Raw genomic sequence first — 19,561 nt, forward strand, 5'->3', positions numbered from 1 at the left:
TGAGTTGGAAAATGCGCTACAGAAAGTAACACTCATCGATTCATGTCTAACCTTTACGTCCAGAAAAGCCGTCTCGTCTGCGCCAAGTATTCATCAATAACAAGCTGATCATCATCCATATCGAACTGCTCCCAGCCGAACTTCCTGCATTACTCGGTGTTGACGTATCGCCTCCTGTGTCATCACTGCTATCATCGCCAGCACTCGTAGATTCATTGCAGTATTGTTCGTCATTTATGGACGTCACTTTGCAGTGCGCAATATAATCCACTTCCATATTAACCTGTTGCAAATTGGGATCAATCACCCCTCCTAACATCCCGCCCATTGCGACATTAAGCAGTGCAAACATCGGCTCTTGATACTGAGTACAACTCCTTAAATCTTGGCTAACAACCAAATGCTCATCGATAAAGAAATCGATCTTGTTAACACTCCACTCCATGGCGTAGCTATGCCAATCAAGCACATCCTGAGCACCATTTGGGTATGTGTAGCGATATTCACTGCCACAACCAGATGTATTAAAAAAGTTGGTGATGTAAGAACTAGGCTGATTCGAAAACCACTCCCATACATCAATCTCTCCCGCTCCTGCGCTTGGCCAATGAGAAAAATCGTTATCACCTTTGTTTGGCTGCTGCGCAATTCGATTTTCCAGCAACCAAAATGCAGGCCAAGATCCCGCTTCTAAATTATGAAAACGGATCCTTGATTCAATTCGACCATATTGAAATTCTTGCTTATCTTTTGAATTTAAACGACCAGACGTCCACGTTTTTTGTTGCCCACCAAGCGTGGCGCAATTCTGAGTTTTCTTACGAGCAATAATTTTTAGTGTGCCATCCGATACATCGTAATTCCGAGCATCTGAAAAATCATCATCGGTATAACATTGTACTTCATTGTTATAATTGGCTTTTGTTTGTGCGGTCCAGTTGTCCCAGTTCACCCCGTCGCCATCAAATTTATCGATCCATTGCACTTCCCAACCAGCAAAGGCTGGAGCGGTAAATAAAAAGGAAGCACTGACTATAAGCCAAATTTTTTTTGAACATAAAATAGAGAGCATTGACATCATCCACTGATTCAGTTTTTTATGCAGATATAGATAATGGCAGTGAGAGCCACTGCCATTGATTTAGTGACATTGATTACTTTTGATAAACCACATTACGAACGTCTACGATACCGCCATCAATATCTGTAGTTCCGCTGAAATACAGTAAAGAGGTCACATCGGTAAAGTCCGGGCTACCATTCATTAGCTCTGATACCGGAACAGAATGACTTACCCACTCGTTAGTGATTAAACGATCACCTTGATTAAACGTTACGCCATTATTGGTTTGTGGACGTGCATCGTTTCCATATAAACCGGTTTGGAATCCAATAACAACCTTTGAAGATGTGGTTCCTCTGATATCAAAATTGAGAGTTCCATTTTCGAAACCAACGAGGTTATCACCCGCTTGACCTGATAAGACTAAACCAGCCCCCCAGCCCCAACCTTTAGCCACACCTGCCGTAGGTGGTGTCGTTAATGTCAATACACCCTCCACTTCTTCAAGGAAAGCTGTATCTTCCCAAGCAACGGCTTCTAAGCCAGCTCGTAAGTTCCCATCGACGAATACATTAAAGTCATTACCAACAGGTGGCTCACCAGTAACGGGTTTAGGGTTCGGAGCGTGAACACTGTCTAGCACCGTTTGCTCTAAACCGCCTTGGCTTTTCACAATCTCTAGCCCAGCACGAGTTAACCCATGAAATGCTCCCGCATCCACTTGATCCCAGATCGCAAATTTTGCATTGCCGTTAATATCAATTAAGCCGAAGTGTTTTTCAGAATCACCTGTGTTGTCAGCATCACCTTTCCACGGCTCATCAAACGCTTGGAAGAAGAATAACGATGCGCCAAATTCATCAGACCATTCTCGCATTAAATCATTAAACGCTTTTTGCTTATATTCGTCTGCGGCTTTAGAACCCTCATCACCATACATAACGTTAGTTTCTGACGCCCAGCCCGTCTCACCAATGTGAATTTGTTTTACTACGCCTTGGCTAGCTAAATAATCTTGAGCGGGTTTTATTTGTGACAACAGGTTCTCTTTGGCACGTAACATCGCGGCATCAACTTGCTCAAGAAGACTTAAGCCTTGCTCACTTTCAGGCACTAACCAAAAAGCGTTGGCGTAATGAGTATCGTGGAAAGGGTAAGAGTGGAGAGACACGTAATCAACAGCTTGAACTAAAGCAGCAAGATCGGGATGATCATAATCCCCTAGTCCTGACCATGACGCGAAATTATCTGAACTTGTTACCCATACATCTGCTGGAATTTCACCCTGAGCTTTTTTCTCTTGCAGTGTGTTCACATGTTCGAGAATGATTGTTGGTGTAACGTGATAACCCGCCCAATGCACCATCGCTTCATTACCGACGGCAAGCACTTTAATAATCTCTGGGTAATCATTTACCATCTCCACGGCTTTAGCCACTTCAAGGTAGTTCGCCGGATTATTCTGGGTTGGATCTGGTGTTTGATCAGTCCATGAATTCAATGCATCAATCCAAATACCAAGCATCACGTACATTTCAAACGTTTCGTCTTCATCCATTAACTCATCAATCGCAATAAGTAAATTGGCGGTATCACTAAAACCTTGAGTGTTATACGTGCGTAGTAATTTGAAGCCCATCGCTTCCATAAGACGTAGATCTTCTTTTATTTCAGCGACAGTTGGAACATTCGCTTCAGTACGCTCTGTTGTTCTGAACGCTCCGTATGAAATGGCTGGGTAGTCAGGATTTCCTAGTAATACCTGACCATTTTTCGTTGTAGGAAAATCCCCTACTGGTGCAGGCTGTGCGGAAAGTACTGTGTTTCCATCAGAATCATTTTGTCCATCACTATCATTACTATTGCTGCTATCACTTCCGCACGCAACGAGTAACATCGAAAGTCCAGCTAGAAAGAAAACTTTTAAAGATAATTTATTCATCATAATTTCATCATCGTTTTTTTAATGAATTGTTACATCAACCGAATTAGGTCGACGTTCAAGCGAGATAAGTGAGCACTGGCCATTTACGCCAGCGCTACTTTCTATGTACTCGGGATTACTTGCCGTTAAAGGGGATGTTTGGCGATGAGCCATCTTCAAGGCTGTCATCACTACAACCTGAAAGTGCAATAGTTAACGCCGTCATGACTAAAGTTTTGTTAAACTTCCATTTTTTTTCTCTCATGTAGATATGTCCTTCATCATATTTTTATATATTTTGTTGAACCCAACAAAAGAAAGCGCTTTCTTTAATTTGTTAGATATACATTTATAAACAATGAAAAAACTGATAAAAAATAAGCACCACATATTAAACTAGTGTTTAAATACCAGTAAGTTATCATTAGCAATTATTCTATAGCTACGATTTAGAGCGAAATGTGACCAAACACACCAAGCAAGCGCTTTCTTTATGTGTGGATCACATTTCGCTCAGTCAAATAGGTTTACTTTATGTTACTGAAGCGCACAATCATCGTTAAGCGTTACCCAGTTCAGAATTTTTGTAGAATGATCATCAGATCACTATGCTCTTTCTAGTCTCGAAGGTAACATAGGCTTAGTTTCACTCCTTGCAGGATATAAGGGCATTCCCATTGATCACCATTAAAGAAGTCTCTGAACTGGCTCAAGTTTCTCAATCCACTGTCTCCAGAGCGTTAAATGAGCATCCAACAGTAAAAGAAGCCAATCGAAAAAAAGTATTCGATGCGATCGAACAGCTTGGCTATAAACCTAATGCGTTTGCACAAGCGTTGGCTTCGAGTCGCTCAAATAGCGTTGGTATGCTTGTGGGCTCTTTGGATGGCCCTTTCTATGGCCCTTTAATGCACATGGCTGAAGATACGGTTCGAAAAAGCAATATTCATTTGATAGTGACAAGTGGACAAGAATCAAAAACGAAAGAGTTAGATTCAATTCGATTCCTACAGTCAAAACAAGTGGATGGATTGATCATTCACTCCGACCAACTCACCGATGATGAACTGATCCAAATTGCTCAAAAAAGTGAAAGTACGATTATCCTCAACCGCTATATACCTGAAATTTCAGATCGCTGTATTTACATTGATAATGAACTGGGTGGATATTTGGCAACGAAACATCTACTTGAACATGGCCACACCAAAGTTGCCTGTATTACTGGTCAAATGAGCAAAGTAGATAGCCGAGATCGCCTACAGGGTTATAGAAATGCCTTGTCTGAATTTTCTATCCGTTATGATGCAAGCTTAATTGTTGAAGGTCGTTTTGATCATCAAGGGAACCATGAAGCTGCTCGTCGCTTATTAGATAGAGATCCGGAGATCAGCGCCATCTTTTGCCAGAACGATAATATTGCATTAGCTGTGTATGACGTTGCGTCCGAGCGCCACTTGAAAATTGGAGAGGACATTGCGGTGGTTGGGTTTGATAACGACACTCATAGCCAACATATTCGACCACGCCTAACAACGGTTAACTTCCCTGTTCATGAAATGGGAGTAGAAGCGGCTAAAGGTGTTCTTTCTCTTATCAATAAGCAGACTTACCCACTGAAGCACAAACTAACACCTGAACTGGTCATTCGAGATTCCGTTAATCAAAGATAATTCACAACTCGATCATTGCCATCAACATCATATTAGTGGATTGAAAAAATAAGACGAAATCAAAGACAAAAATGAACAAATAAAAAGGGTCCTAAGTATTATCTTAGGACCCTTTTTTAACTCAAAGTGTTAAGTAAGGATAAGTTTACCTCACTCTATTTTTGACGGAGCATCGTATTTGGAATAGACACAACTACTTTACTGATTTTATCTGAACGCTCAAATAACTCAGAACTCAGTTCAGCAGGAATCAATAAAGAGTCCAGTTTTTGCTGAGATCCATCTGCAAAATGCACCTCTATCTCTTCGGCATTTTGTTCATTCACTTGGTAGATAAATGGCACTTGGCAATAAGTGAAGGCTAATTCATCCGCTTTCACAACAAAACTTTGTGCATCACCAGCCAGTGTCTGACAATTAAATGTAAACGGCTTGTCCAAAAACTCACGACGAGCGAGAAGCGATGGTTTAATCGCGATTGAGCCATTTATCACTTCAATACCCAACTCACCAAAACGAGTCATCACTTCTTCTTTCACTTGTCCTGTCATACCTGGCTGCTGAGCGCCAGAATGTTTTGGAGTATGTGAATACGGGTCTGTTGGGAATGCGCCATAATTTTGTGGTGTTTTGTTAAAACCAATACCAGCTCGTACTTTATAGTAATAATCAGCAAGCTTAGCAGTAACCATGCTATTCGGATCTAGCTCCCACGCTTGTTGGTAGTTCTCTTGTACTGCAAGCAGAAGTTTTGACACCATATGCCAGTAAATACATCCTAATCCTTCATAGCCAAACATGGTTCCAGAGCGACCTGTAAATGCCTTGTGGTTGAAGACTTGTTCATACAACTCTTCAATGTTCGTCCACTCATCAGCATTTATGGTAGGGAAATCGAGTTTGACTTCATTTAGCGCGGCTTTCAAATAACTGCTATTTTCGAAACTCGCATTGAAGTGATAATTACCTTGGCTATCTTGAGCTAAGATGCGCTTATCACTTGTGCGAGTCATCATGCGAAGAAGTTTACTTTGCTCAATCGCCTCTTTCGGCACTCTATTTTTCTGCATGAATGAAGATAGGTCACGATCTGGATAGAGCATGAAACTATTCTGATCCGAGCGGTACATATCGCTAGCAAACAGTTTGTCTAACAGATCAACCGCTTGATTTGGAGATAATACGCCCGAACTTAGAACAGCAACCTGTCCTTCAAGCATCGGGTACAACTCTTCAACGGTCAGACTTTCAGCCGAGGAGCTTAAAATGTTATAAGCATTGTACAGACCATCTTGGCGTAAGTTATTTTGAGTACTTGAATCAAGCACCTGTAAACTCACTGTCATTAGTTTCTCAATCGCAGATCGTTCTACTTTTGTTTTTCCTGAGAACCCGTTCATTCGGTAGACTTTTTGACGATATTCATCCGCCGATTTTTCTAGCAGAGTAAGCATCGCTTTACGCGTTTGGCGAGTGACCGTGTCTTGGCGGATCTCTTTCGCGGCATCAGACAAAGTATTCGTTACTGCTAGCATCCACTCAAACACTTCTTTTGAGATAGAGAATGATTTAGGTGCCTGCTCAAGTAATTTTTGCATAAATGCCACGTAACGACGCATGTAATATAGTGTCACCATCGATAAACCGTTACCGACAATTGCGTTGTTCGCATCATTCCATTCTGGGCGCTGAGTATTGAGCCAAATACCGCCATCAAGCACCAAATTGCTCAATTTTGCCAGCAGTGGAACCAGCACTTTTTCCATCAAGTTAACCATGTAGACTTCGTTATCGCCACTCATGATCAAGCGACCATCGCTACCAATCTCTTCTACTCGTTTCTCGGTCAGTTCTTGTCTTTCTTGATTGAAATCAACGGTATCTTTTGGATTTTCAAACAACGCCTGTACACCACACAATTCATACGGCACGTTAGCGTAGCTGAAAATATCACTATCAAGTAATTCCAGGAGATCCTTTTGCTCGAACTTGTCTGCCAATTCTAAGAACTTGAGTAAGTAGATGATCTGGTGATCGCCCCAATACCCGATATTGCTCCATGGGTCATCGGCTTCTAGTAATTCCCAATCCACGCCATCTTTAGTAATACGATATGGGTTATAACCATCCAGTGTCGAAGCATTTACGAACTTAGAAATAAACGATTTAATAAACCCAGGATAACTTAGGGCCATCGCTTCCCAGTTTTGGAATATGTCGCGCCAGTTACCTTGGTAAGAGAGTAAACGCTCACCAAATTCATCTTTAAGTTTAATTTCGTAATGGTTCCAAGGGCGGCTTGGATCACCATGACGACGACCAAAAGTAAGAGGTAAATATTCGTAGCTCAAACGGACTAGCTGTTCATCTCCAATTGCTTTTGCATGGGACACTAATTCGGCATGAGTAAACGTTTCAGATAACTGTGCGAAGAAGTCTTGATGACGACTGAACACTTGCTGATTTGCACGACGCATTGTTTTGATTACATCGGCTTTTTCAAGCATGTAACCATTTTCAAACACGCCACCACGCATATTATTAAAGAGTACATTTGCGTAATGATGAACACTGGTATTTTCATCTGCGGTTAACTGCCACGCATCAGCACCAGACATCAGGTTAACTAACTCTTGTTGGTTCCCTGCGATACTCTGTTCTAGCTCGATTGCTAACGTTGCCGGTGCTAATAGCACTTTTTGTAAATCACAAACATCCGCGTGATTTTTATCAATATCCGCGACAATCGACCACGTGTTGTTTTGATTGGCTTTTAGGTTGATTGATTTATGGATAAGGTAGCTGCCACGAATTCCTTTCGTTAGCGGTTCGTTACGGATCTCCCCACCTCTACGGAATGTATTTAACTGCGTACTGGTCAAAAGAATTTGGCTACAATCATGATCTAAGCTAAAGACCGTTGTTGCTAGCAGTGACTCAGCAGGGTCGGCACGATCACTTAATTTCGCGTACATACTGAACAGCGCTAATGAGCTACCTTCTACCTGCTCATTCCATTTGTATGCATCCACTAATGCGCTACGAGTTTGTAATGCACTAAGCGGAGCTCCCGATGGTAAAAGGTTCTGTAGACCATCAAGGACATCCACTTTTCGTGACGCCCCAGACAAATCTGTCAACTCAGAGCGACGAACAAAACCAAACTTCTCACTGGTGTTCCAGCTGTATTGAAACTTCAACTGTAAACTATGATTGAGTTCTTCAAATACAAGCTTATCGCCAATCGCATTTTTATACAGGTGGCGCTCTACCTCATATAAACCATCATGGTGAACATTAAACGGTTCCCACAGTGCAACTTTGTTTCCATCTTGAATACGGAAGATAGTTTTTGAGCCCGTGTTTTCAGCACTCTCATGAATGTGATCGACTGACTTATATGGAAAGAGTGCATTCTCCGGACGAATACGTCCCGCAGACAAGCTGCCTGTTGAAGAGATAAATAACCAGTGATCGCTCGAAGAAACAACGCTAATAAAAAACGGTGCCATTTGATCAACATTAGATATTTTGTAGTAACGTTCGCCTAGCAGATCAACAAACTGACCTTCCACTTCAGGCTGTAAAGGGTAATCGTGTTTCATTATTCAGATTCCGATATCTGAATATTCAAATTACCACGGCTTAACGTGTTTTTATAAACCGACTGGTAATTCAAATATTCTAAAAGTTTAAATTTATTATGAAAGCGCTTTCTTTTGTGCTTTTTTAAATAAGCCCACCAGCGTTATAGGTGATGGCAACGCGCATAGTGATCATCTGCAATTTTCGTTGGCTCTGGAATAGTTTGAGTACACTGCTCCGTCGCTTTAGGACAACGCGTTGCAAAAGGGCAACCAATACTGCTTGGCTTCCACATCGGTATATCACCTTTTTTCACATTCAATTCGCGCTTACCTGCATTCCCAACTTCAGGAACAGCGGCTAACAATAGTTGCGAATAAGGGTGTTGCGGATTTTGCGTCACATTGTCGCTGCTTCCCCACTCCACCATATGTCCGACATACATAACGGCCGTTTTTTCAGCAAAATATCGTGCCGTTGCAATATCGTGAGTGATATACATAAAAGAGATGCCATGCTTATCTTTCAGATCTGACATCAGATTCAAAATACCTAAGCGCACTGACACATCAAGCATCGAAATAGGCTCATCCGCTAGAATAACTTCAGGGCTCACCGCGATCGCACGGGCAATTGCGACGCGTTGACGTTGACCCCCACTGAGCTCAAATGGATATTTTTCGGCCGTCTCTTTTACTGGTGAAAGCCCAACCATATCGAGTAGCTCATACACTAATTGCGGAATCGCCTCTTTCTTTGCTCGCTTATGAATCAGCAGTGGACGAGCAATATGATGATAAATCGTGTGTACAGGATTAAGAGAACCGAACGGGTCTTGGAAGATCATCTGTACCTGACGTGCGTACTCAATCTCACCATTCTCGTCAATGTAATCAGCAAGAGGTTGGCCTTTAAAGTGGATATCGCCAGCGGTCTTATCGTAGATTCGCGTTAAAATCCGTGCGCCAGTACTTTTTCCTGAGCCTGACTCCCCTACGATAGCCAGTGCTTCACCTTTACGTAGATCAAATGACACATCATTGACCGCTCGCATCAGGTTACTTTTCACTGATTGACCAAGAGGAAAATCTTTAACCAAGTTTTTTACCGACAAAATCACATCTTTATTGTTGGTATTGTCTACTGTTTTGGTGGTGTTCATTTTCATTCCCTCACACTAAATGACAAGATACGTGGTGACCGCTTGCAATCTCACCCAAGCTTGGTTCGCTCTTGCTACACAGTTGAACACATTCCGTGCAGCGCTCTTGGAAGTTACACCCTTCCGGTATATTAAGTAGATTCACAGGGTTTCCAGGAATACCAAATAACCGCTCTTTTGGACCATGAATTGTTGGGAATGAAGAGATCAACCCTTTGGTGTAAGGATGTTTGGGTTCGCTGAACACTGTTTTTGCATCACCTAACTCAATTAAGTTACCTGCATACATCACTCCAATTCGATCGGCAATTTCACCCATCAAACTTAAGTCATGGCTAATGAACAGAATAGAGAAGCCAAATTTTTCTTTAAGCTCATATAGCTCATTCAAAATTTCACGCTCAACAACCACATCTAAAGCCGTTGTTGGTTCATCCATAATGATCAGCTTTGGCTCTAATGCGAGTGCAATAGCAATCACCACACGTTGGCGCATACCACCACTCAATTGGTGCGGAAAGCTCGACATACGGTCGCCATGAATACCGACAACATTGAGTAACTCAACACCACGATCATGCGCTTCTTTGTATGGGATCTTACGGTGAGCTAAAATCACATCCGTTAGCTGTTCACCAATCGAAATCACTGGGTTAAGTGAGTTCATGGCACTTTGAAATACCACTGAGACATCATTCCAACGGAAGTCGCGTAACTGTTTGTCACTCATCTTTAAGATGTCTATCCCTTTATAAAGGATTTCACCCTCAGAGATTAAAGCTGGTGCTTTGTGTAAACGTGCAATCGCAAATGCTAGAGTACTTTTTCCACAACCAGACTCCCCTGCAATACCCAGAGTTTCACCGGGAGCAATAGAAATACTGACGTTGTTTACCGCTCGCGCAACACCATTGGGTGATACATAATCAACGCAAAGGTTGTTAATTTCTAATACGTTACTCATCTTAAACCTCGACGAATGTCAGCTTCTTTTTTCAGTTTGTGCCACAGTTTGATGTGTGGGCCGGTACGTAGTTTAGGGTTACTGACTTGGTCGATTGACATATTAATCAATGCCAAAGCACCGCCTGTAATCGCAAGTGCGAGTGCAGGAACCAGCATTTCCCACCATGCGCCAGTGTAAAGAGATGACGACGTTTGCGCCCAATACAGCATCGAGCCCCAACTTACTTCTGTTGCGTCGCCTAAGCCTAAAATACCTAAACCTGCTTCTGAGCCCATGGCATAAATCACGGTACCTAAGAAGCCACCAAATACGATTGACACAAGGTTTGGTAAAATTTCGACCAAGATAATACGAATCTTTGATTCACCCATTACTTCCGCAGAGATGATGAACTCTTTACTACGAATCGCCATGGTTTGTGAACGTATTACCCTTGCCCCCCAAGGCCAGGAGGTTATCCCGAGCAACACGGTTATCACCAGCGACCCGACTTGCCCTAAGAAAGCAGCAAGGACTATCAATAATGGCAATTGAGGAAACACTAAGAATACGTTTGTAATGAAGTTCAAACGATCATCAATTTTCCCACCTAAATAGCCTGATGTAACGCCAACCAGCACGGCGATAGTCATTGCGATCACACCCGCCGATATTGCGACAGTAAGTGACTTTCTTGCTCCATATAACACTTGGCTATAAACATCACGTCCGCTACGGGTACTTCCTAGAAAGTGCTCCGAACTTGGCGCAATATGAGGTCTTGCCACACGCTTTTCCGGGTTATGTGTCGCTAAAACAGGTGCAAATACGGCTCCCATTAGGACAATGGTGAGTAACAATCCACCAATAATCGCGGGTGGGTTACCGTAGAAAAATGCGTACGCTTTACCAAATATTTGCTTAATATTTTTCCATGAGAACTTAGGTTCACGAACAGGCATATGAGGCTGATTCGAACATTTTTGAGCGTCAATTAAATTATCCATGATGCACCTTAGTTAGAAATTCGTGGATCGAGCCAAACGTACAATAGGTCGGCGATGAAGTTAGCAGTCAAAACCGCAGAAACTAAAATGAGAAGAATAGCTTGAATCAGTGGATAATCTCGGGCCACGATGCCTTTCAGCAAGATGTTCCCCAACCCCTGATAGTTAAATACGACTTCGGTCATAATGGAGCCAGCGAATGAGAAACCAATCGCCATCGCAATAGCGGTTGCAACAGGCAATATGGCATTGCGACCTGCATAACGGTACATGACTCGGAAACTACTCAGGCCCTTTGCTTCAGCCATGGTGACGTAATCTTCTCCCAATACGTTAATCATGGCATTTCGCATATTGAAAACCCAAGTCGAAATACCCACCACCACCATTGAACCCACAGGAAGGATGGCATGCTTGGCGACACTGGCAATAAATTCGAAAGTAAACCCTGGCTCTAGCGCTGGGTCATACGTATATGCCAACGGTAGTAGTTCAAGTTTTAAACCAAAGAAATAGAACAGTAAAAGAGCCGTTACTATGTAAGGGAAGTTACTGATAAAGGCCAACACTGGCGGTACCACTTGGCCAAAAAAACCTTCACGTCTATACGATGCGTAAGTACCAATACTTACCCCAATAATCAATGCCACAATTAATGAGCCTAACGCGAGAAACATTGTCCAAGGCAGAGCCATGGCTAATACATCGGTAACGCTTACAGGAAACATTAAAATTGAAGGGCCAAGATCAAGAGTAAACACACTTTTGATATAAGCGATGTACTGTTCAAAAACATTCCCATCGACGAATCCGTACATTTCTCGCACTGCATCCATTTGAGCTGGATCCATACGACCTTGTGCAGCAGCGAAAAGAGCATCCACAGGATCGCCAGGCATTAAACGTGGCAACATAAAGTTGAAAGAGATAGCGATAAGGAAAGCTGTAAAATAAAAACCAAAACGGCGAACTAAAAACGACATAATAAATCTTTTAACCTAGGAGCTATAATTCATGATTATAGCTCCACTACATATTATTTACTTAAGGTGCAAGTTATTAAGAATAATGACTCGCTTACCACCGTCATACCATACTGGTTGAACATATGGATTTTTTTCACTTGGCCAGCCGACGATCTTCTGCGTGCTGTATTGGAACCACGTTGGGTTAGAGAACAATGGAATAAACGGTAAGTTTTCTGCCGTAAATTCTTGTAGTTCACTTAGGATCTCTTCTTGTTTCTGAACATCACCTGTTTTACCAAAGCTTTCAATCAGCGCATCGATTTTTGGTGAGTTTACACCGTGACCAGCGTGCCAAGTTTTACCAATACGAGATGTTGTGAAGTACTCTTGATATGCAAGAATCGGGTTAGTCGCAACCATTGACCAGTTGATCGACATTTTGTATTTACTGTCTTTCAAGTTGCTGTCATACACAGACCAATCTACGGTTTTAATGTTCGCTTTCACGCCCACTTCTTCATAGTACTCTGTCACCATTTGAACCACTTGGATCCAATCAGTCCAGCCACTTACTACTTCGATATCAAACTCTAGCGCTGAACCATCTTTTTGATCTCGGAAACCATCTCCATCTTTATCAACAAGACCTGCGGCATCTAATAGTGATTTCGCTTTCTTTGCATCATATTGTGTTAAGTACGCGTACTTATTGCTTATTTTTTTATCAATATGAGTCTCATATAACTCACCAATACCACCCGCATTGAAGTTTGGTGTTGGGTAACCATAAGCGGCAATATCAACGATCGCTTCACGATCTAGTGCCATTGAAAGGGCTTGGCGAACACGTAGGTCATCAAATGGTGCTTCTTTAGTATTCACATAAAGGTGAATTGCATCATTCGCTGGGTACCAGAAGTGGTTATTGGCTTTATCTTTTTCAACAAATGTTGATTCAACATCGGCGATAAAGTTTGAACCCCAATCGATCTCACCTTTGATCAAGGCTGGTTGGATTTGTGAGTTATCGTTATAAGAACGGAAGTTAACACAATCCAAGTATGGACGACCTTCAAGGTAGTAATTAGGGTTTCGACACAGTTCCATCTGTTGCGGCTTGATGTATTTAACTGCCGTCATAGGGCCGCTGCCAACAGGGTTAAGGTTCATGAACGTTGTTACGTCAGACACTTTTGACCAAACATGCTTAGGTACGATATGGTAGCGCTCAAGGTTCCATACAAAGGTAGAATCCGCTTCATTCAGGTTAAAGACGACAGTGCGATCATCTGCGGCTTCAATTGTCTGAAGGTTCTTCGCTGACCAAATACCTTTTTGGTCAAATGCAGGAGCATCCTTTGTTAGCATGAAACTAAATGCCACATCTTCAGCCGTTAACTTAGTTCCGTCAGACCATTTAAGATCAGGACGTAAAGTAAGTGTCAGCGTTTTTAGATCATCAGAATACACGGCAGACTCAGCCAAACGGTAATCTGTTTTACCTGTCATGTTGTTAAACACAAGTAACGGCTCAAACATTACACCGTGTAACAAATCCTTAGTCGTATACGGGTTAAAGTTCTCTACAAAGCCTGTATTAATGATTGGAACTGTTAACGTTCCTCCCTGCTTAATACCGGCAGCTTGTACTGAAGTTGCGAATAGAGCCCCAGCAGCGAGTGAAGCGAGTAAAGTTTTCTTGTGCATCACGTAGTCCTTAGAATGATAATTGGTTTCAAGAAAGCGCTTTCTTTTGAGTTCATAATATAAGGTTTTTACTATTCAGCAATGTTCAAAAGTAGGAAATGAATTATGGATCACAGATTATATATCGCTACGAAACTTTCATTCAGTTATATCCGATACCGATGATACTGATTAATTCACCATTTAACTCAATAAAAACAATAATATAAATATTAATTATCGTGCTATTTATACTCAAAAAAAAGATACTGCTTAAGCTCATATCTTTAATATCAATTTCCCTGCTATTACTCTCAATAAAGCCTCACAGTCACAGCAAAGACAATTAACCAGGATCAATCACCGAACTCAAAAAGAAAGCGCTTTCTTTTCTTGTTTGGTGAAGTAACATATCAGTGAGTGGTTAGTTAATGATAAAAAGAGGTTTTCCATGATCAAATTCTGGAACGGTAACAAGTCGAAATCTCGACAGCTATACGAGTTAGATATAATAGAAATGTTGTTCAATAACAATAAGATAGATTGTGACAATACCAATTATCCTAGCGCAGAAGATGAAGGTAATATATTCAATACAGGGACAGATGTATTAGTCACCGTAGCAGGAAACCAAAAGTTTATGCCAAACACGTTTCTAGAGTTAGCTGAGCCTCTGTGCAAAGGACTGCTTGGCTGCCGAATCCTTATCATTCGCGATCAAGATAGAGCAAAATTCCATGATATTGACGAGGAAACTCTCAAGGGTTTAATCGCGGGAATACCTAATACTTGGGCTGATGCTGATCTCTTCCGAGCCAATCACTATCAAGTTTTAGAAAAGGGAGAACTAGAAGATGTCTTTCGCTATTTAAAACAGGGGTTGTGTGACTATGTCTCATTAGGGGCAAATGAAGTAGAGCATGTTTTCGATCAGCACGCTCAACACTTAGGAGGGTTAACTATCGATAAAAAGGTGGCACTCTACTACCCAATGCCACTGGTTTTTTATATACACCCTCAACGTACTGACTTACTTGAAGCATTAACCGACAGGATAAAAATTACACAAAACAATGGCCAGTTTGATGCTATTTTTGATAAACACTACGGGAAGGTAATCGAGAATATGAATCTATCTAAACGAAGGTTCTTTCAGCTATCAAATCCATCCTTACCAGCGCACTTTCTTCCGCACATTACACCCATACTCGATACTTTCAGATAATCAGTTTTCAGTTAATCAAAGCAGCTAAGGAACACCATATTGAAAGTATCGAATGAGTAACGTAATTATATAAAAGGCTCTACTTGGCTCTTAAAGAGAACTTCTCTGTCCCAGAGCCATCTGGAATCGCCATCTGCTGAAGTGTCAAATTATCAATTACTCCTGGGTAGCTAGAAAGTTCAATAGTGGAATAACCCCAATTTTTTGGTGAGTATATCTCGCCAAACTTATACGTCATTGCGTATGGAACCTTTGTATCGTGCGCATAGCCAATGACATGCGTGTATTCATGTGTAAGAGTTCCTACGGCTGTCTTCACATTCTCGTAATTGCTTTCAGCACCATCAATCAAAATTTGGTAACGGCCTAAAGATAGGGAGATATACGTATTGTTTGCAGCACCTGTCGAACCATTTCGCACTACCCCTTTGATATACATAGGCTTACTCTGCCCTTGAATATCGCGCCATACCTCTATTGGTTTCACGAGCCCCTTATCGATGATCTGTTGATTAGAAAGCAAAAGTGTCTTAAATTTTGGCGTTCTCATGATTCGTTGAATGCGCGGTAATACCACTTCTAACGCATCTAATCTGTCTTGGTTCATTCCGCTATATGCTTGTAATGCAAAGTTGAAAGCATTGAACGCATAAATATCAGTTTGCCAATAAGGAACGGCCTCTGAAACACCATCCAGATCGGTATCAATATCAAAAGTGAACTCGATAGGCAGCGTTGAAAAGTCTATTTTGGAAAGCAATTTCTCATCTTTTTGACTTAGCCACACTTGATCTTCACTACCATCACATCGCCATAGTTCAGCTCTTTCTGTCGGATGATTTTGTCGCCCTGAAGATAAGCAAAAATCTGGTTTACCATTGATTTGAACTTGGTGCTGAGTCGTATAGACAAAACTTTGCATAGGTTGGTTGCTCTCGCACAGTTGCAGCATTAAATCTGCCCCCTGAGCAGTCGCATTAACACCTAAGCAAATATTGGCATCTTGTTGCAGTCTGATATTGCCAGTATCCGTATCAAACATGAAAACTTGGTTAGCCCCAGAGGTTTGATCTTCAGTATCACAGCTATTCAGTGATAATCTGGAAGCAACATTAAGTGATGAACGTGGCTGTAAACACAGACCATTTTGGTTTTCCTGCTGTAAGTAAAAGTGACTAGGAAGTGCAACTTCGCTAAATTCACTCGCATAAGCTATTGAACTTATAGAAGAAAACACCATAATCGATAATAGAGAATAATTTGAACGCATCATTACACCTTTGCTTATTACTTGTTAAGGTTCATCGTACGCTATATAAACTACAAAACTATCACTGGCTATAAATTGTTTGAGACTGTACCCAATAAAATGATGTTTGATCAATGCGTTACAACCACTGAATCGCTTGTCCATAGCTCCGAGAGTACACTCGCGACGTTAGAGGCGTGTCGGAATCAATCATGCTCACTCAAGCATTGAATGCTTACCGAGGAGGTTTCATTCTCATCACACATGATCAGGATTTTTCTGCCGATTCGGGGTGTATCGTCTGGTTAAACTAAGACAATAATGTTCACATGAGAAACAAAGCGGAACATCACCGTTGTTCCGCTTCACTGGAGTGCAAATTGCGTAATAACATGGAGCTTTTGTCTTGCCTGAAGAAACTCTATTTCAAAAACGATAGCTCTCTTTCAATTACTTTGATTTCACGTTGCTCTTCTTCGATTTTTCTTTGGTACTTTAGGATCTTATCTTCTTCTTCATAAGAATGGGCTTCTTCAAGTTCAGAGCGATACTCTCTGAGATCGCTTTCAGAATCCTGAAGCTTTTCAAGTAATTCATCCTTCAAATCATCATTAGTACAGTAATCATTGACGTGATCTAAAGCATTCTTCAATCCGGCAAGTTTATTGTCATGTCCATTTAATTTGGCAATGTCCATTTTAGCTTGAATGATACATGCCTTTTTATCGCAGCCTATTTTTTCTGAACAATCAGAAGCAAATGCAGATATAGGAAGAAAAAAGAAGATAGATAACAATAATTTGATGTTATTGCGTAACATAGTAATAGCCTATTTCAGATTGAGTAAGATTCAGAGCCGGAATTTACAGGTACTGAGTTTAGGTGGCTATATTGTTTTGTAGTTAAAAATATACAGATGATATATGGTCGAGTTCGTGAATTATTTATAGTATGAATTCGATACTTTTCTTTTTTATCTTTTGACTAAAATATCGGAAATACCTGAATGATTGATCGCCCACTTCCGATACGTTTTGATAAAAGGGGTTGCTGACAAGAGAGGCAAAATCTACTGTAAAAAGGAACAAACCAAACATTGATCGTTTAGGTTCCAAGTATAAATCATAAAGGAATTGTGCCATTGCAGGATCATGAACGGGAATAATGAGCGACTTCTTAGCCATACATTCAGCCATATACTGAAGCACCTGCTGCCTGATCGATAAGCTAATAGAGCCAACACTCAAAAGCATACTGGTCTTTTTATCATAAACAATATGACCTACCATCAACCCTTTACAGTAAAAGATGTGAATCACAAGGTTGTCAACTGATAGGTGCTCTGCCTTGTAAAATTTCAAAAAATCTACTGCATACAACTTTGAGTGAATCGATAATATGTCATTCCAAGAGTCACTAGGAATGGTTTTTATCGTATGGGAGTCAATACTATCTATTACGTAACTGTATGATATATCTTGATTAACAGGAATTTCGCTAAGTTTCACGGAAGGTGAAATTACTTCTGTTTCTTTTGGATCATATTCATAGTGTTGAGAGAGAAAATTAGAGATACCTAAACGCCTGAGTAAGCTCGTTTTGGTTTCACCTCTTTCCCATTTGCTAATCATAACTTGGTTTACACCATCAAAAACCCTATGTGAACACGCAAGCAAGCTTGCCAAATCTTCTTGGGATAAGTCCCGTTCTTCACGCAACCTTTTTAGTTCATTTGGAAAGTCATTTCGATTCATTTAGTGCCTATTATCAACTAATTATTAGTGCAGTGTCTTAAATATAAGTTAGCTTATTTTGAGACTAAGGCAAATCAGAAGATCATCGCATTGTGCTTATGCCCGACAAGCTGGACAACCGCATGCTCTTCAATGTTAGCCTCTTGTATTTCATTGACTTTGGTATGGCGGAATGAGTAAGCGCTGGGTTTATTTCCCACTTACAGTGACAGGCGTCTAGAACATCACCAAAACGTCACAATAACAATCTTCTGGCCAAGCCGTATCATAACGCAGGAGATCTGTATAAAAACAGATTTGAACTCGACAAAGCTTAATGTCGCATCTTGGCTCTGTCGAAAAGAGTATGAAGTAATTGAACCTGTTCGATATTTCTCAGGCAAGCGATTTTTCGTTCACGGGTTGGAGAGAATTGAAACGCTTTGGGATTATCACAGTGCGTTCTTGCGAAACAGGACAAGTTTCGAAGCTCTAGATACGAAAAAACCGCTGTAAAAACAGCGGTTTAATCTTTAAAAGTGGTGGAGGGATAGGGATTTGAACCCTAGAACCGCTATTAACGGTTGCCGGTTTTCAAGACCGGTGCTTTCGACCACTCAGCCATCCCTCCACAAATTTTTACTAAATATAAGCCTTATCTAAGATGCTTATTATCTAGTTTTTGTTTTTAGGCTTCCTTAAATGTAAAGGTAAATCTAAAAACTTTTTTGCTTTTATCTTTTTTATAAAGAGATAAAAACGAATAGGAGCCTGGCGATGTCCTACTCTCACATGGGGAAACCCCACACTACCATCGGCGCTACTGCGTTTCACTTCTGAGTTCGGCATGGAGTCAGGTGGGTCCGCAACGCTATGGTCGCCAAGCAAATTCTTTTTCTACTTTCAGCTTTTAAAAAAGCTAAAGGTAAAATAATTCGGAAAGCTGTTTCTCTATTTAATAGAGCAATTAAAAGTCTCTAAACTCATTCAAGTGTTTCTTGTTTTGCTTCTGCTTTTTAAAAGCGGAAACAAATTGGTATTGAGTCCATCAAAACCCCTTGGGTGTTGTATGGTTAAGCCTCACGGGCAATTAGTACAGGTTAGCTCAATGCCTCGCAGCACTTACACACCCTGCCTATCAACGTTCTAGTCTTGAACAACCCTTTAGGGCACTTAAAGTGCCAGGGAAGACTCATCTCAGGGCTCGCTTCGCGCTTAGATGCTTTCAGCGCTTATCGATTCCGAACTTAGCTACCGGGCAATGCCACTGGCGTGACAACCCGAACACCAGAGGTTCGTCCACTCCGGTCCTCTCGTACTAGGAGCAGCCCCCTTCAATC

At 41.3% G+C, this 19,561-nt stretch carries 14 protein-coding genes, 1 tRNA gene and 2 rRNA genes; 2 read left to right on the top strand and 15 right to left on the bottom strand.

Annotated elements, in window-relative coordinates; genetic code table 11:
- Nucleotides 1–46: 46 nt before the first annotated feature.
- The 3 genes from L4C39_RS02805 to L4C39_RS02815 all read right to left on the bottom strand — a co-directional run bounded on the left by L4C39_RS02805 (nucleotide 47) and on the right by L4C39_RS02815 (nucleotide 3,252).
- Complete coding sequence (locus tag L4C39_RS02805; protein WP_429744280.1) at nucleotides 47–1,072, bottom strand: glycoside hydrolase family 16 protein; 1,026 nt, start codon at nucleotides 1,070–1,072, stop codon at nucleotides 47–49.
- A gap of 82 nt (nucleotides 1,073–1,154) precedes the next feature.
- Nucleotides 1,155–3,008 carry a glycoside hydrolase family 17 protein gene (locus L4C39_RS02810; RefSeq protein WP_429744282.1) on the bottom strand — a complete coding sequence of 618 codons (1,854 nt, stop codon included), beginning with the start codon at nucleotides 3,006–3,008 and terminating at the stop codon, nucleotides 1,155–1,157.
- Between the two features lie 115 nt (nucleotides 3,009–3,123).
- Entirely contained in the window at nucleotides 3,124–3,252 is a 129-nt protein-coding gene (locus L4C39_RS02815; RefSeq protein ID WP_429744284.1) for a hypothetical protein, read from the bottom strand.
- Between the two features lie 412 nt (nucleotides 3,253–3,664).
- Between L4C39_RS02815 and L4C39_RS02820 the strand changes: the two genes are divergently transcribed.
- Nucleotides 3,665–4,660 (top strand): LacI family DNA-binding transcriptional regulator, encoded by a 996-nt coding sequence (locus tag L4C39_RS02820; RefSeq protein ID WP_429744286.1) that lies wholly within the window; start codon nucleotides 3,665–3,667, stop codon nucleotides 4,658–4,660.
- 155 nt (nucleotides 4,661–4,815) lie between these two features.
- Here L4C39_RS02820 and L4C39_RS02825 read toward each other — a convergent pair whose 3' ends face one another.
- The 6 genes from L4C39_RS02825 to L4C39_RS02850 all read right to left on the bottom strand — a co-directional run bounded on the left by L4C39_RS02825 (nucleotide 4,816) and on the right by L4C39_RS02850 (nucleotide 14,035).
- A complete protein-coding gene (locus L4C39_RS02825) occupies nucleotides 4,816–8,265 on the bottom strand; it encodes a hypothetical protein (RefSeq protein ID WP_429744288.1) in 3,450 nt (1,149 codons plus the stop codon).
- Between the two features lie 143 nt (nucleotides 8,266–8,408).
- The gene (locus L4C39_RS02830) at nucleotides 8,409–9,407 is read right to left on the bottom strand and encodes an ABC transporter ATP-binding protein (protein ID WP_429744290.1); all 999 of its coding nucleotides are present in this window, start codon (nucleotides 9,405–9,407) and stop codon (nucleotides 8,409–8,411) included.
- Nucleotides 9,408–9,417: 10 nt separating this feature from the next.
- Nucleotides 9,418–10,371 (bottom strand): ABC transporter ATP-binding protein, encoded by a 954-nt coding sequence (locus L4C39_RS02835; protein WP_171755689.1) that lies wholly within the window; start codon nucleotides 10,369–10,371, stop codon nucleotides 9,418–9,420.
- Nucleotides 10,368–11,315: an ABC transporter permease gene (locus L4C39_RS02840; protein ID WP_390903271.1), complete on the bottom strand. Its 948-nt coding sequence runs from the start codon at nucleotides 11,313–11,315 to the stop codon at nucleotides 10,368–10,370. Before L4C39_RS02840 ends, L4C39_RS02835 begins: the two co-directional genes overlap by 4 nt.
- A gap of 53 nt (nucleotides 11,316–11,368) precedes the next feature.
- The gene (locus L4C39_RS02845; protein WP_017052031.1) at nucleotides 11,369–12,343 is read right to left on the bottom strand and encodes an ABC transporter permease; all 975 of its coding nucleotides are present in this window, start codon (nucleotides 12,341–12,343) and stop codon (nucleotides 11,369–11,371) included.
- 57 nt (nucleotides 12,344–12,400) lie between these two features.
- Nucleotides 12,401–14,035, bottom strand: a complete 1,635-nt coding sequence (locus L4C39_RS02850; protein ID WP_429744293.1) for an ABC transporter substrate-binding protein — start codon at nucleotides 14,033–14,035, stop codon at nucleotides 12,401–12,403.
- Nucleotides 14,036–14,465: 430 nt separating this feature from the next.
- On the opposite strand from L4C39_RS02850, the gene L4C39_RS02855 reads away from it, so the two are divergent.
- The gene (locus L4C39_RS02855; protein WP_113796756.1) at nucleotides 14,466–15,239 is read left to right on the top strand and encodes a type 2 periplasmic-binding domain-containing protein; all 774 of its coding nucleotides are present in this window, start codon (nucleotides 14,466–14,468) and stop codon (nucleotides 15,237–15,239) included.
- Between the two features lie 79 nt (nucleotides 15,240–15,318).
- Here L4C39_RS02855 and L4C39_RS02860 read toward each other — a convergent pair whose 3' ends face one another.
- The 6 genes from L4C39_RS02860 to L4C39_RS02885 form a co-directional block, all read right to left on the bottom strand.
- Complete coding sequence (locus L4C39_RS02860) at nucleotides 15,319–16,512, bottom strand: RICIN domain-containing protein (RefSeq protein ID WP_429744295.1); 1,194 nt, start codon at nucleotides 16,510–16,512, stop codon at nucleotides 15,319–15,321.
- Nucleotides 16,513–16,909: 397 nt separating this feature from the next.
- Entirely contained in the window at nucleotides 16,910–17,308 is a 399-nt protein-coding gene (locus tag L4C39_RS02865; protein ID WP_113796752.1) for a DUF1090 domain-containing protein, read from the bottom strand.
- 124 nt (nucleotides 17,309–17,432) lie between these two features.
- Complete coding sequence (locus L4C39_RS02870; RefSeq protein WP_429744297.1) at nucleotides 17,433–18,242, bottom strand: helix-turn-helix transcriptional regulator; 810 nt, start codon at nucleotides 18,240–18,242, stop codon at nucleotides 17,433–17,435.
- Between the two features lie 519 nt (nucleotides 18,243–18,761).
- Nucleotides 18,762–18,852, bottom strand: a tRNA-Ser gene (locus tag L4C39_RS02875).
- 138 nt (nucleotides 18,853–18,990) lie between these two features.
- Nucleotides 18,991–19,106 (bottom strand): 5S ribosomal RNA (rrf, locus tag L4C39_RS02880).
- 184 nt (nucleotides 19,107–19,290) lie between these two features.
- Nucleotides 19,291–19,561: ribosomal RNA gene (locus L4C39_RS02885) — 23S ribosomal RNA — on the bottom strand; the annotation flags it as partial.

It is taken from the genome of Vibrio clamense, assembly GCF_050337905.1.
Lineage (GTDB): Bacteria > Pseudomonadota > Gammaproteobacteria > Enterobacterales > Vibrionaceae > Vibrio > Vibrio cortegadensis.